13 protein-coding genes are annotated in these 13,344 nt (G+C 70.4%); 10 read left to right on the top strand and 3 right to left on the bottom strand.

Going from position 1 to position 13,344, the window contains the following annotated elements; all coding sequences use genetic code 11:
- A complete protein-coding gene (gene aroA / locus OG303_RS18415) occupies nt 1–1,326 on the bottom strand; it encodes a 3-phosphoshikimate 1-carboxyvinyltransferase (protein WP_405869488.1) in 1,326 nt (441 codons plus the stop codon).
- 130 nt (nt 1,327–1,456) lie between these two features.
- Nucleotides 1,457–2,179 carry a M50 family metallopeptidase gene (locus tag OG303_RS18410; RefSeq protein ID WP_405869487.1) on the bottom strand — a complete coding sequence of 241 codons (723 nt, stop codon included), beginning with the start codon at nt 2,177–2,179 and terminating at the stop codon, nt 1,457–1,459.
- A gap of 105 nt (nt 2,180–2,284) precedes the next feature.
- Here OG303_RS18410 and OG303_RS18405 point away from each other — a divergent pair, with 105 nt between their 5' ends.
- From OG303_RS18405 to OG303_RS18360, 10 genes are all read left to right on the top strand, one after another.
- A complete protein-coding gene (locus tag OG303_RS18405) occupies nt 2,285–3,100 on the top strand; it encodes an SOS response-associated peptidase (RefSeq protein WP_405869486.1) in 816 nt (271 codons plus the stop codon).
- Nucleotide 3,101: 1 nt separating this feature from the next.
- Nucleotides 3,102–3,731 carry an alpha/beta family hydrolase gene (locus OG303_RS18400; RefSeq protein ID WP_405869485.1) on the top strand — a complete coding sequence of 210 codons (630 nt, stop codon included), beginning with the start codon at nt 3,102–3,104 and terminating at the stop codon, nt 3,729–3,731.
- Between the two features lie 256 nt (nt 3,732–3,987).
- Nucleotides 3,988–4,671 carry an RNA polymerase sigma factor SigR gene (gene sigR / locus OG303_RS18395; protein WP_405869484.1) on the top strand — a complete coding sequence of 228 codons (684 nt, stop codon included), beginning with the start codon at nt 3,988–3,990 and terminating at the stop codon, nt 4,669–4,671.
- Nucleotides 4,668–4,970 carry a mycothiol system anti-sigma-R factor gene (gene rsrA / locus OG303_RS18390; protein WP_405869483.1) on the top strand — a complete coding sequence of 101 codons (303 nt, stop codon included), beginning with the start codon at nt 4,668–4,670 and terminating at the stop codon, nt 4,968–4,970. The genes sigR and rsrA overlap by 4 nt, the downstream gene beginning before the upstream one ends.
- 121 nt (nt 4,971–5,091) lie before the next feature.
- Complete coding sequence (locus OG303_RS18385) at nt 5,092–6,435, top strand: HD-GYP domain-containing protein (RefSeq protein ID WP_405869482.1); 1,344 nt, start codon at nt 5,092–5,094, stop codon at nt 6,433–6,435.
- Nucleotides 6,432–7,673, top strand: a complete 1,242-nt coding sequence (locus tag OG303_RS18380; protein WP_405869481.1) for an HD-GYP domain-containing protein — start codon at nt 6,432–6,434, stop codon at nt 7,671–7,673. Before OG303_RS18385 ends, OG303_RS18380 begins: the two co-directional genes overlap by 4 nt.
- Nucleotides 7,674–7,780: 107 nt before the next feature.
- Nucleotides 7,781–8,761, top strand: a complete 981-nt coding sequence (locus OG303_RS18375) for a tetratricopeptide repeat protein (RefSeq protein ID WP_405869480.1) — start codon at nt 7,781–7,783, stop codon at nt 8,759–8,761.
- Between the two features lie 153 nt (nt 8,762–8,914).
- Nucleotides 8,915–9,565 (top strand): peptide deformylase, encoded by a 651-nt coding sequence (gene def, locus OG303_RS18370; protein WP_405869479.1) that lies wholly within the window; start codon nt 8,915–8,917, stop codon nt 9,563–9,565.
- 299 nt (nt 9,566–9,864) lie between these two features.
- A complete protein-coding gene (gene cyc1, locus OG303_RS18365; protein WP_405869478.1) occupies nt 9,865–10,944 on the top strand; it encodes an epi-isozizaene synthase in 1,080 nt (359 codons plus the stop codon).
- Nucleotides 10,941–12,317 carry a cytochrome P450 gene (locus tag OG303_RS18360; protein WP_405869477.1) on the top strand — a complete coding sequence of 459 codons (1,377 nt, stop codon included), beginning with the start codon at nt 10,941–10,943 and terminating at the stop codon, nt 12,315–12,317. The genes cyc1 and OG303_RS18360 overlap by 4 nt, the downstream gene beginning before the upstream one ends.
- 4 nt (nt 12,318–12,321) lie before the next feature.
- On the opposite strand, the gene OG303_RS18355 is transcribed toward OG303_RS18360, so the two are convergent.
- Complete coding sequence (locus OG303_RS18355; protein WP_405869476.1) at nt 12,322–13,296, bottom strand: GlxA family transcriptional regulator; 975 nt, start codon at nt 13,294–13,296, stop codon at nt 12,322–12,324.
- Nucleotides 13,297–13,344: the final 48 nt, after the last annotated feature.

The raw sequence follows: 13,344 nt of genomic DNA, 5'->3' as shown, positions 1-13,344 counted from the left end.
CTACGCCCCATCGCTCCCGAGCATCCCGGTCCACAACTCGGGGAAGTCCGGCAGGGTCTTCGCCGTCGTCGCCACGTTCTCGATCTGCACGCCCTGGACCGCGAGGCCGATGATCGCGCCGGCCGTCGCCATGCGGTGGTCCTCGTACGTGTGGAAGATCCCGCCGTGCAGGCGGCGCGGGCGGATGTGCAGGCCGTCGGCGGTCTCGGTCACATCACCGCCGAGTTCGTTGATCTCCTTGGTGAGCGCGGCCAGCCGGTCCGTCTCGTGCAGGCGCAGGTGGGCCACGCCCCGCAGGGTTGAGGGGGAGTCCGCGAGGGCCGCGACCGCCGCGATGCCCGGGGTCAGCTCGCCGACCTCGCCCAGGTCCACGTCGATACCGTGGATGGCACCCGAACCGGTGAACTCAAGCCCGTACTCGGTCAGTTCGTAGGAACCGCCCATTTCGGTGAAGATCTCCCGCAGCTTGTCGCCGGGCTGCGTGGTGCGGGCCGGCCAGTCGGGGACGACGACCTTGCCGCCCGTCACCAGGGCCGCCGCCAGGAACGGCTGCGCGTTGGACAGGTCCGGCTCGATGGTCAGGTCCCGGCCGAGCAGGGCACCCGGCGTCACCCGCCAGACGTTGGCCTCGCCGCCGGACTCCGGAGTGTCCACCTGGGCGCCGACCGCGCGCAGCATGTCGACGGTCATGCGGATGTGCGGCAGGGAGGGCAGGGAGGAGCCGGTGTGGCGGACCTCGACGCCCTGGTTGAAGCGCGGGCCGGACAGGAGCAGGGCCGACACGAACTGCGACGACGAGGACGCGTCGATCTCCACCGGACCGCCGTCCAGTGCCCCGCCCCCGTGCACCGTCAGCGGCAGCGCCCCGCGGCTGTCGTCGTCGATCCGGGCGCCGAGTACCCGCAGTGCGTCGATGACGCCGTTCAGGGGACGCTCGTACGACCTCGGGTCGCCGTCGAAGCGGATGGGGCCGTCGGCGAGCGCGGCGACCGGCGGCAGGAAGCGCATCACCGTGCCGGCGTTGCCGACGTCGACCGTGGCCGGGCCGTGCAGGCCGGTGGGGAGCACACGCCAGGTCTCGCCCGTGCCGTCGGGGCCCACGCCCTCCTCGATGCCGACGCCCATCGCGCGCAGCGCGCCCGCCATCAGCAGCGTGTCCCGGGAGCGCAGCGGGCGGCGCAGCCAGCCGGGTTCGGAGGCGAGGGCGGCGAGCACGAGGGCGCGGTTGGTGACCGACTTGGACCCGGGCACGTGGACCGTCGCGTCGACGGCTCCGCTCGCGTGCGGGGCGGGCCAGAGGGCGGTCTGCGCGGGGTTCGGGGCCATGGGTCCACTCTATAAGCAGGGGGTTGTACGGGCCGTCGTACAGGTGCGGCGCCGTAGTGGCTGGTCGCGCCCCGCGGCGGAGTCGCACATCGACACCCCGCGCCCCTGTGATGCGCCCCTTCGGGCTGCCTCACACCTCGAGCAACCACCTGCCGCCGCCTATCAGAGAGCACAGGCTCACCGCGTGGAACAGGAACAGCCACAGCCCCGCCGGTACGTGCGTCAGGCGGGACAGCTGGTCCGCGTCCGAGTCGCCCGCGCCGCCGCGGCTGCGCTTGGCCTGGAGTTCGAAGGCCGGGCGTACGCCGCCGACCAGCAGGAACCACACCACCGCGTACGCGAACGCCGCCTGGACCTGGGGGCCGGCCAGCCAGGACACCACGAGGAACGTGCCGCCGGTGAGGACGACCGTCAGGGCCCCGTACGCGTTGCGGATCATCACCAGCATCGCCACCAGCAGGGCCGTCGCCAGCCACAGCAGCAGCGTGATGTGTCCTGCGGCGAGGAGTGCGGCGCCGCCGAGGCCGAGCAGTGGGGGAGCGGTGTAGCCGGCGGCCGCGGTGAGGATCATGCCGAGGCCGTGCGGCTTGCCGCGGCTGACGGTCAGGCCGCTGGTGTCGGAGTGCAGCCGTATGCCGGTGAGTTGGCGGCCGGTGAGCAGGGCGACGAGGCCGTGGCCGCCCTCGTGGGCGATGGTGATGGCGTTGCGGAAGACGCGCCAGAAGGTGTGCGGGACGACCACGGCGAGCGCGGCGACCAGAGTCGCGATCACCACCCACAGATCGGGGTCGGGCTGGCTGCCGGAGACCTCGTCCCAGAGGGAGGCGAGCGAGGCGGTTGCGGTGGTGTCCATGTGTGGCGGGGGCTCCCTCGGGTCGCAGTCAGTAGGGGCTTGCGCGTAGCGCAATCATTGAGGGGTGGTGGTCGGGTGGCGGGTGGGCCTGGCAGTGTGGCACGTATGTGCGGACGGTATGCAGCCAGTCGTAGGCCCGAGGATCTCGCAGGAATCTTTGAGGTCGAGAAGTGGGAACCCGAGGAGACCCTGGCGCCCGACTACAACGTGGCCCCGACCAAGGAGGTCTACGCCGTCCTGGACCGTCCTCTTAAGGACGTGCAGGACCCGCGGCCGGTTCGCCAGCTCCGGAAGCTCAAGTGGGGCCTGGTTCCGTCCTGGTCGAAGACTCCCGAGGGCGGGGCGCGGATGATCAACGCCCGTGCCGAGACCGTCCACGAGAAGCCGTCGTACAAGCGGGCCTTCTCCTCCCGCCGTTGCATCATCCCCGCCGACGGCTACTACGAGTGGGTCACCGGCACGGGCGAGCGGGACCTGGAGGTCGAGGGGAAGAAGAAGCGGCCGCGCAAGCAGCCGTACTTCGTGCTGCCCGCCGACGGGTCGGTCTTCGCGATGGCCGGGCTCTACGAGTTCTGGCGGGACAAGACCCTGCCCGACGACCACCCGCTGTCCTGGTGGGTGACCTGCTCCGTCATCACCACGGAGGCCGAGACGACCCCGCTCGCGGTGGCACCGGCCGAGGGGCCGCACGCGCTGGCGGAGATTCACCCCCGCATGCCGCTGATGCTCACCCCGGACCGCTGGGACTCCTGGCTCGACCCGTCGCGCACCGACCTCGACGACCTGCGGTCGCTGCTGGAGCCGCCGCCCGCCGGACTGATGCGCGCCTACCCCGTGTCCACCGCGGTCAGCAACGTCCGCAACAACGGCCCGGAGCTGCTGAAGGAGCTGGAGGGGCCCGAAGAGGGCACACTCTTCTGACGTGACGACCGAGATCATTGGTACGGATGCCGGAGACGCCCGCATCACCTGGCACCCGGCGAAGAAGGCACGGCTCGTGCTCGCGGTGAGCCACGGCGCCGGCGGCGGCACCGAGGCACGGGACCTGCAGGCGCTGGCCGCGGTCCTCCCGGGGCAGGGCGTGACCGTCGCCCTCGTCGAGCAGCCCTGGCGGGTGGCCGGCAAGAGGGTGGCGTCCCCGCCGAAGACCCTGGACGTGGGGTGGCGGGGGATCTGGCCCGCCGTGTCCGACCCCGGGCTGCCCGTGGTCTCGGGCGGCCGCAGCGCCGGTGCCCGCGTCGCCTGCCGTACGGCCACCGAGCTGGGCGCACACGCCGTCCTGGCCCTCAGCTTTCCGCTGCACCCGCCGGGCAAGCCGGAGAAGTCCCGCGCCGGGGAACTGCTCGGATCCGGGGTGCCCACCCTCGTCGTACAGGGCGGGAACGACCCCTTCGGCAAGCCCGGGGAGTTCCCGGACGGGTCGTACGAGTTGGTCGAGGTGCCGCACGGCGATCACGGGTTCGCCGTGCCCAAACGTGCGGAGATCACCCAGGACCGGGCCCTGGAGATCATCACGGACGGTGTCGTCCAGTGGATCGCGTCACTCGGGTAAAGGTTGGGAATGCTGGGCGGGCGGTCACTGTTGAGGCGGACAGAAGTGCTGAACGACCAGCACCGACGTCGTGGGAGAGGAAGTCCGCCGCATGGGTTCGACCGCATGCCCGAGCCGCAGCAGCCGCACTGACCTGGACTGGACGGTGCTGTCTGCGGCCAAGACCACCCCTATTCGAGGGGCGGCGGGGACGGGTCGTCGTCTATCCTCCGATTCTGGTGGGACCGGTTTCGGTGCTGCCCAGCATCTTGAGGAGGTGGGTCCGGTCACTGGGATCGACGCAGGGACCGACAACGGCCAGGCGGAGCTGCCCGAGGGCCAGGGCGTCAGCGCGGAGTCGACCGCGGAGCGCACTGCGCGCTTCGAGCGGGACGCGCTCGAATTCCTCGACCAGATGTACTCGGCAGCGCTGCGCATGACGCGCAACCCGGCCGACGCGGAGGACCTGGTGCAGGAGACGTATGCCAAGGCGTACGCGTCCTTCCACCAGTTCCGTGAAGGCACCAACCTCAAGGCGTGGCTGTACCGGATCCTCACGAACACGTTCATCAACTCGTACCGCAAGAAGCAGCGCGAACCCCAGCGCTCCGCGGCCGAGGAGATCGAGGACTGGCAGCTCGCCCGTGCCGAGTCGCACATGTCGACCGGTCTGCGCTCCGCGGAGTCGCAGGCGCTCGACCACCTGCCGGACTCGGACGTGAAGGCAGCGCTCCAGGCGATCCCCGAGGAGTTCCGCATCGCGGTCTACCTCGCTGACGTAGAAGGCTTTGCGTACAAGGAGATCGCGGACATCATGGGGACACCCATCGGTACGGTGATGTCCCGGCTGCACCGGGGCCGCCGTCAACTGCGCGGAATGCTCGAGGACTACGCCCGTGAGCGCGGACTGGTCCCGGCCGGCGCCGGAGAGTCGAACGAAGCGAAAGGCTCGGGCTCATGAGCTGCGGAGAGCCGCACGAGACGGACTGCAGTGAGGTCCTCGACCATCTCTACGAGTTCCTCGACAGCGAGATGCCGGACGTCGACCGCGACAAGTTCAAGCAGCACTTCACGGAGTGCTCGCCGTGCCTGGAGAAGTACGGGCTCGAGCAGGCCGTGAAGAAGCTCGTCAAGCGGTGCTGCGGACATGACGACGTGCCCAGCGACCTGCGCGCCAAGGTCCTGGGGCGGCTCGACCTGATCCGCTCCGGGCAGACCGTCCCCGAGCACGACATCACCGCGACCCCGCAGGAGTCCTGAACTCCCCGGGACGGGGCTGCCGTCACTCGAACGTGCTAATCCGCGGTTCATAAGCCCGCGGACTCCCCCCGGCCCGCTCTAGGCTCCTCGGCCTGAAGCAGGTTCGGCCGGGGAGGGCGTGATGGAGGCGGTTCCGGCACGGGCACGCGCATACGTCGCCTGTACGGTCCTCGGCGCCCTGTTCTGCCTGCTTCCGCTCCCCCTGACACAGACGCCCTGGTGGGCGGTGGGGTTGCTCGCCGTGCTGTACGCATCCTGCGAGCAGGCCGCCGCCCGCTGGCGCTTTGCCGGAACGTTCTACCCCGTGCTGCTCGCCGGGGCCTTCCTGCTGCCGCCGCCCGCCGCCGCCCTGGTCGTGCTGCCGGGGGCGCTGCTCTCCCGGGTCGACCAGCGGCCGCACCGGCTGCGCCGGATCTGGCGGGCCGCCCAGCTGGTCCTCGGCGTGTGGGCCGCGAGCTGGGTGCACTGGGCGCTGGGCGGGCGGGACGCGGTCGTGGCGTCCGACTTCCCGTACGCGCTCGCGCCCGCCGGGGCCGCCGTCCTGGCGTTCTGCCTGGTGCTGACCGCCCTGGACGGCGGGATCCGCGCGCTGACCACGGGAGCAGGGTCCGCGCCCTGCGGGCGGCGGGGGAGGGTGCAGGTGCCGCCGGCCTGGCGGGGACTGTTCGTACGATCCCTCGCGCCGGTGGCGGTGCACGGGCTCGCCGGACTGATGATGGCCGTCCTGTGGCGCAGCCCGTACGGACCCTTCGCCGCGCTGCTCGTGCTGCTGCCGATGTGCGTGTCCTGGTGGGTCTTCGCGCAGTACCACCGCGAGCGCGCCGCCCACCAGGCGACGATCCGGGCACTCGTGCAGGCCGTCGACATCAAGGACGAGTACACGCGCGGCCACAGTGAACGGGTCGGGCAGGCCTCGATGATGATCGCGCGTGAACTCGGCCTGGACGACGCGCGCGTGGAGGTGCTGCGGTTCGCCGGGATCCTGCACGACGTGGGCAAACTCGGCGTCCCCACACGGCTGTTGCGCAAGGACGGGCCGCTCACCCCCGAGGAACGGCGGGTGATCGAGCTGCATCCCGAGTACGGCCACGAGATGGTGCGCGGAATCGGTTTTCTCGGCGAGGCCCGGGCCGCCGTACTGCACCATCACGAGCGGCTGGACGGGAGCGGCTATCCGTACGGGCTGATGGGGGCCCAAATCCCGGAGTCGGCACGGGTGGTGGCCGTGGCGGACGCCTTCGACGCGATGACGTCCACGCGGTCCTACCGGCGGGCCCGGCCCGTTCCAGCCGCTCTGGAGGAGCTGGAGCGGTGCGCGGGATCGCAGTTCGACCCGCTGATGGTCACGGCACTGGTGCGGGCACTCGGCAGGCACGGCTGGCATCCGGCGGTCACCGCGCAGGAGCAGCCGCGCGTCCCGGCACCGGCCGCGCCCCTCTCCCCGCGGCCGAGAGCCCACCGATGAGCGCCCGTCCACCGCTGACGGTCCTCATCCACACCTGCGCCGCCCTGCTCGCCGCCGGCTCCCTCGCCGTCACCCTCTGGACCGGCCTGGAGGAGCCCTCCACCGCGCTCGCCTTCGGCCTGCTCGTCACCGTCGGCGAGCTCACCCGCTGGACCGGCGCCCGGGTCCGGGAGGCCGCGCCGCTCGGGGCCGCCGGAGCGCTGTCGTACGCCCTGCTCGGGGAGGACGCAGGGCAGGCCACGCACCACGGCGTCACCCAGGTCGTCGCCGTCGTCCTCGCCGCCGCCCTCCTCGGCAGCGTGCCGCACGTCGCGCGCGGCCGGGGGCCCGTGCTCGACCATCTCGCGCGGCGCGTGCTCACCGTCGGATTCGCCGCCGTCTGCTTCCAACCCCTGTACAACCGGGGGGTGTTCGTCGAGTGGCGCGGTCCCGCATACGCACTGCTGCTGGTGGCGCTGCTCGCCCTCACCGCGCTGTGCGACGCCGTGCTCGCCGCCGCGCTCGCGCACGCCCGGACCCGGTGGCCCTTCGGCCCGCTGCTGCGGGACGAACTGCACGCCCTCCTCGGCATCGGGTCGGCGGTGTGCGCCACGGGCGCGGTGATGGCGCTCGCGGTCGCCGTCGTCGGGCTGTGGGCGCTGCCCGTGTTCTCGCTGCCGCTGCTGCTGACCCAGCTGTCCTTCCGCCGGTACGCCGCCGTGCGCACCACGTACCGGCAGACCATCACCTCGCTGGCCCGCGCCACCGAGATCGCCGGGTACACGCCCGCCGGGCATGCCCGGCGCGTGGCGACCCTCTGCCGCGCCGTCGGGCGGGAGCTGGGGCTGACCCGGCCCGAGCTGACCGTGCTGGAGTACGCGGCCCTGATGCACGACATCGGACAGCTGAGCCTTCTCGATCCGGTGCCGGCGGGCGCCACCGCCGTGCTGCCCGCGGCCGAGCAGCGCCGGATCGCCCTGCTCGGCGGGGCCGTCGTACGCCAGACCGGGGTCGACCCGTCGGTCGCCGTGGTCGTGGAGCGGCAGGCCGATCCCTATCGCGAGCAGCCGGTCGCCGCCCGGATCGTGCGGGCTGTCAACGCGTATGAGGAGAAGGCCCGCGACGCGGGGCCCGGCGGCCCCCTGACGGCACTGGAGGAGCTGCGGCTCGCCACGGGCGAGGACTACGCGCCCGACGTCGTGGAATCGCTGGCCCGGGTCCTCGCACGGGACTGTCTGACCCTGCCCGCGGCTGGGTAACCCATGGGTAATGAGCGCCCTTCCAGCCGTACGTGGTTGGATGCGAATGAGAGGGTGTCCGGGGGCAGCACTAGCCAGCCCACCCACGGAACTGGCAGGCGGGAATCGTGAGGATCTTCGGCAAGGGACGGCACCGGCCCTCCGCCTCCTGGCGGCAGGCCACCGACCGCGCGTTCACCCTGATCGGCGACGGCCGGTACGAGGACGCGGGCGCGCTGCTGACACGTGCCGCCGATCTGGAGCCCTGGCTGTCCGAGTCCTGGTTCAATCTCGCCCTTCTGCACAAGTTCCGGCACGACTGGGAGCAGGCCCGGGCGGCGGGTCTGCGGGCCGTCGCGCTGCTCGACCGGGAGACCGGGGCGCCCGACTGGTGGAACGTCGGCATCGCGGCCACCGCCCTGCAGGACTGGCCGCTCGCACGGCGGGCCTGGCAGGCGTACGGACTGAGGGTGCCGGGCGTGGCCACCGCGTCCGGGGAGCCCGTGGGCATGGACCTCGGCAGCGCGGCCGTGCGGCTGTCCCCCGAGGGGGAGGCCGAGGTCGTGTGGGGGCGGCGGCTGGACCCCGCCCGTATCGAGGTGCTGTCGATCCCGCTGCCGTCCTCCGGGCGGCGCTGGGGCGAGGTCGTCCTGCACGACGGGGTGCCGCACGGGGAGCGGACCACGACGGCGGGCCATTCCTACCCGGTCTTCGATGAGATCGAGCTGTGGGCGCCGTCGCCCGTGCCGACCTGGGTGGTGCTGCTCGAGGCGGCCAGCGAGGCGGACCGGGACGCGCTGGAGCAGCTGGCCGCGGATGCCGGCTTCGCCGCGGAGGACTGGTCGTCCTCGGTGCGGCTGCTGTGCCGGATGTGTTCCGAGTCGCGGATGCCGTCCGACGAGGGCGACGGGGAGCATCTGGATCCGCACGACCACAGTGAGCCGGGGCATCCCGGGCCGCTGGGGCATCGGACCGACGGTCAGCTGTGGGTGCCGGAGCGGGAGTGCGGCGTCGCCGCCCCGGCCTCCTTGGTGCGGGGGTTGCTGGACGGGTGGGTTGCGGACAGCCCGGACTCTCGGGATTGGCGGGATCTCGAAGAGGTTTGTTAGGAGCGTTGCCGACCGCGGGTCCGTCGTGGCTGGTCGCGCCCACGCGGCGAAGACGCCCATGGATACAGTCCCGCACCCCTGCAGGGGGCGCTACCCGTACCCTGTATCAGCAGCTTCACCCCTTGTTTAGGTTTAGGAAGGCATACGTCGGTCATGGCGCAGCAGGACACCGATCAGCAGCACGTGGGCGTGCTCCCCGTGGACGACGAGGGTTTCGTCATCGACGTCGAGGAGGCCGAGGAGCGCGAGAACGCCTGGCGTGAGCGGGGCACCTCGCGGCCGATCACGGTCGTCGGGAACCCGGTGCTCCACAAGGAGTGCAGGGACGTCACCGACTTCGGCGACGAGCTGCAGCAGCTGGTCGCGGACATGTTCGCCAGCCAGCGCACCGCCGAGGGTGTGGGCCTGGCCGCCAACCAGATCGGCGTCGACCTGAAGGTCTTCGTCTACGACTGCGGGGACGACGAGGGTGTGCGGCACGTCGGTGTCGTCTGCAACCCCAGGCTCGTCGACCTGCCCGCCGAGAAGCGCCGGCTGGACGACAGCAACGAAGGGTGCCTGTCGGTGCCGACCGCGTACGCGCCGCTCGCCCGGCCGGACTACGCCGAGGTGACCGGGCAGGACGAGAAGGGCAACCCGATCAAGGTCCGCGGCACCGGCTACTTCGCCCGGTGTTTGCAGCACGAGACCGACCATCTGTACGGCTACCTCTACATCGACCGCCTCTCCAAGCGAGAGCGCAAGGACGCGCTGAGGCAGATGGCCGAGAACGAGCCCCGCTACGCCGTGGTCGCCAACGACTGAGGCCTCACGGTCCTCACGACCGAGCACAACTCCCATACGCACGGCGTCTGTTCAGGTTTCCCGTCCTGACCAGGCGCCGTTCGTCAGTCCGTCGCACATTCGATCGTATGTGTGCCTGTAGTGATCCATAATCAGTCACACAAGGGGAGATTCTCGGCACCATGGGGTAGTGAATGGAGCAAATCCGTTCCCAGAACGGTCAGTTGTAGTGCTGAATGGGATGTGCGGGGATACGCAACGGCGCACGCCCGGCACAGCGGGAGGGGCGTGCGTAACTGGCGGCTGAGAGGGGTTTGTTCGTGCCTGGTTTCCCATACAGCACCACATCGACCGCGGTCGCGGTCCCACCATCACTCTCACTCCCGGTGATCGAGGTCGCATTTCCCCGACAACTGCATGCGTATTGGCCTCGATTGCAGGAGAAGACACGCGCCTGGCTGCTCGAGAAACGGCTCATGTCGGCGGACAAGGTGGAGGAATATGCCGACCGACTTTGCTACACCGACCTCATGGCGGGGTACTACCTCGGCGCCCCGGACGAGGTCCTCCAGGCGATAGCGGACTACAGTGCGTGGTTCTTCGTCTGGGACGACCGCCACGACCGCGACATCGTCCACCGGCGGCCCGGTGCCTGGCGCACTCTGCGGATCAGCCTGCACGCGGCCCTCGACACCCCCGAGGACCACCTGCACCACGGCGACCCCCTGGTCGCGGGACTTGCCGACAGCATGGTGCGCCTGTACTCGTTCCTGCCCGAGACGTGGAACGCGCGCTTCGCGCGGCACTTCCACGCGGTGATCGAGGCGTACGACCGGGAGTTCAGGAACCGCACCGAGGGGATCATCCCCACGGTCGAGGAGTACCTCGAACTGCGCCGCCTCACCTTTGCGCACTGGATCTGGACCGATCTGCTGGAGCCGAGCGCCGGATGTGAACTCCCGGACAGCGTGCGGAAACACCCGGCATATCGGCGGGCGGCGCTGCTGAGCCAGGAATTCGCCGCCTGGTACAACGACCTCTGCTCGCTCCCGAAGGAAATCGCGGGCGACGAGGTGCACAATCTCGGAATCAGCCTCATCAAACACCAGGGGCTGACTCTCGAGGAATCCGTCGCAGAAATCAGGCGGCGCGTCGAGAAATGCATCTCCGAATTCATCGTCGCCGAACGAAGCGCGTTACATTTCGCCGACGAACTCGCCGACGGCACCGTGCGGGGAAAAGAACTGAGTGCCGCCGTAAGGGCCTGCGTCTGCAATATGCGGAACTGGTTCAGCACCGTCTACTGGTTCCACCACGAGTCCGGCCGTTACATGGTCGACAGCTGGGACGACCGGTCCACGCCCCCGTACGTCAACAACGAAGCGGCAGGTGAGAAATGACCGTCGAGTCTGTGAAGCCCGAACCGCAGATATATGCGGAATCGGAGCTGCGTGAGCCACCTCTCGCCGGCGGCGCCGTCCCGGTTCTCGGCCACGGCCTGAAGCTGGTGCGCGACCCGCTCGCCTTCATGTCCGGACTGCGCGAGTACGGCGACGTCGTACGGCTGAAGCTCGGCCCGAAGACGGTGTACGCGCCCACCACTCCGGCGCTCACCGGCGCCCTGGCGCTGAACCCCGACTTCAAGATCGACGGCCCGCTGTGGGAGTCCCTGGAGGGGCTGCTCGGCAAGGAGGGCGTGGCGACCGCCAACGGGCCCCGCCACCGGCGGCAACGGCGCACCATCCAGCCCGCGTTCCGGCTCGACGCGATCCCCGCCTACGGGCCGGTCATGGAGGAGGAGGCGCACGCGCTCACCGAGCGCTGGAAGCCCGGCGAGACGATCGACTGCACCTCCGAGTCCTTCCGCGTCGCCGTGCGCATCGCGGCCCGCTGCCTGCTGCGCGGCGACTACATGGACGAGCGTGCCGAGCGGTTGTGCGTCGCGCTCGCCACCGTCTTCCGCGGTATGTACCGGCGGATGGTGGTCCCGCTCGGACCGCTGTACAAGCTGCCGCTGCCGCCCAATCGCAAATTCAACCGGGCCCTGGCCGATTTGCATCTCCTCGTCGACGAGATCGTCGCCGAGCGCCGGGCATCTGGTCAAAAGCCGGACGATTTGCTGACGGCATTGCTGGAGGCGAAGGACGAGAATGGCGACCCCATCGGGGAACAGGAGATCCACGACCAGGTCGTCGCGATAGTCACCCCGGGCAGCGAAACCGTCGCGTCCACGATCATGTGGCTGCTGCAGGTCCTCGCGGAACACCCGGAACACGCGGACAAGGTCCGCGACGAAGTCGAATCCGTGACCGGCGGCCGGCCCGTCGCATTCGAGGATGTCCGGCGGCTCACGCACACCAACAATGTCGTCATCGAGGCCATGCGGCTTCGGCCCGCCGTATGGATATTGACGCGACGGGCGGTGACCGACACGGAACTCGGTGGCTATCGCATTCCGGCCGGAGCCGACATCGTGTACAGCCCGTACGCGATCCAGCGCGATGCGAAGTCGTACAAGGACAACCTCGAGTTCGACCCCGACCGCTGGCTTCCCGAACGCTCCAAGGACGTGCCGAAACACGCCATGAGCCCCTTCAGCACGGGCAATCGCAAGTGCCCCAGCGACCACTTCTCGATGGCCCAGCTGAGCCTGATCACGGCGGCGGTGGCGACCAAGTACCGCTTCGAGCAGGTGGCCGGGTCCAACGACGGCACCCGGGTCGGCATCACGCTCCGGCCGCACAAACTGCTGCTGAAGCCCGTGCCGAGGTGACGGGTCAGGCGGCGTCCGGTCCGGCCTCCGGTCCCCGGAAGGTCCGCCGGTAGGAGTTCGGGGTGGTCCCCACCACCCGGAGGAAGTGATGACGCAGCGCGGCCGCGGTGCCGAACCCCGTTCGGCCCGCGATCGCGTCCACCGTCACGTCCGAGCCTTCCAGCAACTGCTGGGCCAGCAGCACGCGTTGGCGCAGGATCCAGCGGTAGGGAGTCGTTCCCGTCTCCTGCTGGAAGCGGCGGGCGAAGGTGCGCGGCGACATGTGGGCGCGCTCGGCGAGCTGCTCGACAGTGACCTCCTCGTCGAGGTGCCGCTCCATCCACACCAGCACCTCCGCCACCGTGTCGCCGTGCGAGCGGGGCAGCGGGCGCTCGATGTACTGGGCCTGCCCACCGTCCCGGTGCGGCGGCACCACCATGCGCCGGGCGATCTTGTTGGCGACCTCCGGGCCCTGCTCCTTGCGCACGATGTGCAGACAGGCGTCGATGCCGGCGGCGGTGCCCGCGGAGGTGATCACCGGGTCCTCGTCGACGTACAGGACGTCGGGCTCGACGGTCAGGCGCGGGTACGCCTGCGCCAGCTCCTCCGCGTGATACCAGTGCACGGCGCAGCGCCGGCCGTCGAGCAGCCCGGCCGCAGCGACCACGAAGACACCGGAGCAGACGCTGAGCACCCGCGCCCCGCGGTCCACACCGCGCCGCAGGGCGTCCAGCAGCTCGGGCGGGAACTCCCGGCTCTCGTAGCAGGCCCCCGCCGGCACGGCGATCAGGTCGGCCGACTCCAGGCGCTCCAGACCGTGCTCGACCTGCACGGAGAAGCCCGCGCGCGAGGTCAGGCTCGGGCCCTCGGCGGACGCGACCGCGAAGTCGTACACGGGCAGTCCGTCGTCACTGCGGTCGGTTCCGAAGACCTCGCAGACGACGCCCAGTTCGAAGGGATTCACACCGTCGAGGATGACGGCGGCAACGTTCTGCAGCATGTCTCCAGTGTGCCTCGACATTGGCAGTATTTCGAGGGTCTGCGGCAG

This window comes from Streptomyces sp. NBC_00005 (genome assembly GCF_045160215.1).
Classification (GTDB): Bacteria; Actinomycetota; Actinomycetes; order Streptomycetales; family Streptomycetaceae; genus Streptomyces.
This window is presented reverse-complemented; position numbering and strand designations above follow the sequence as displayed.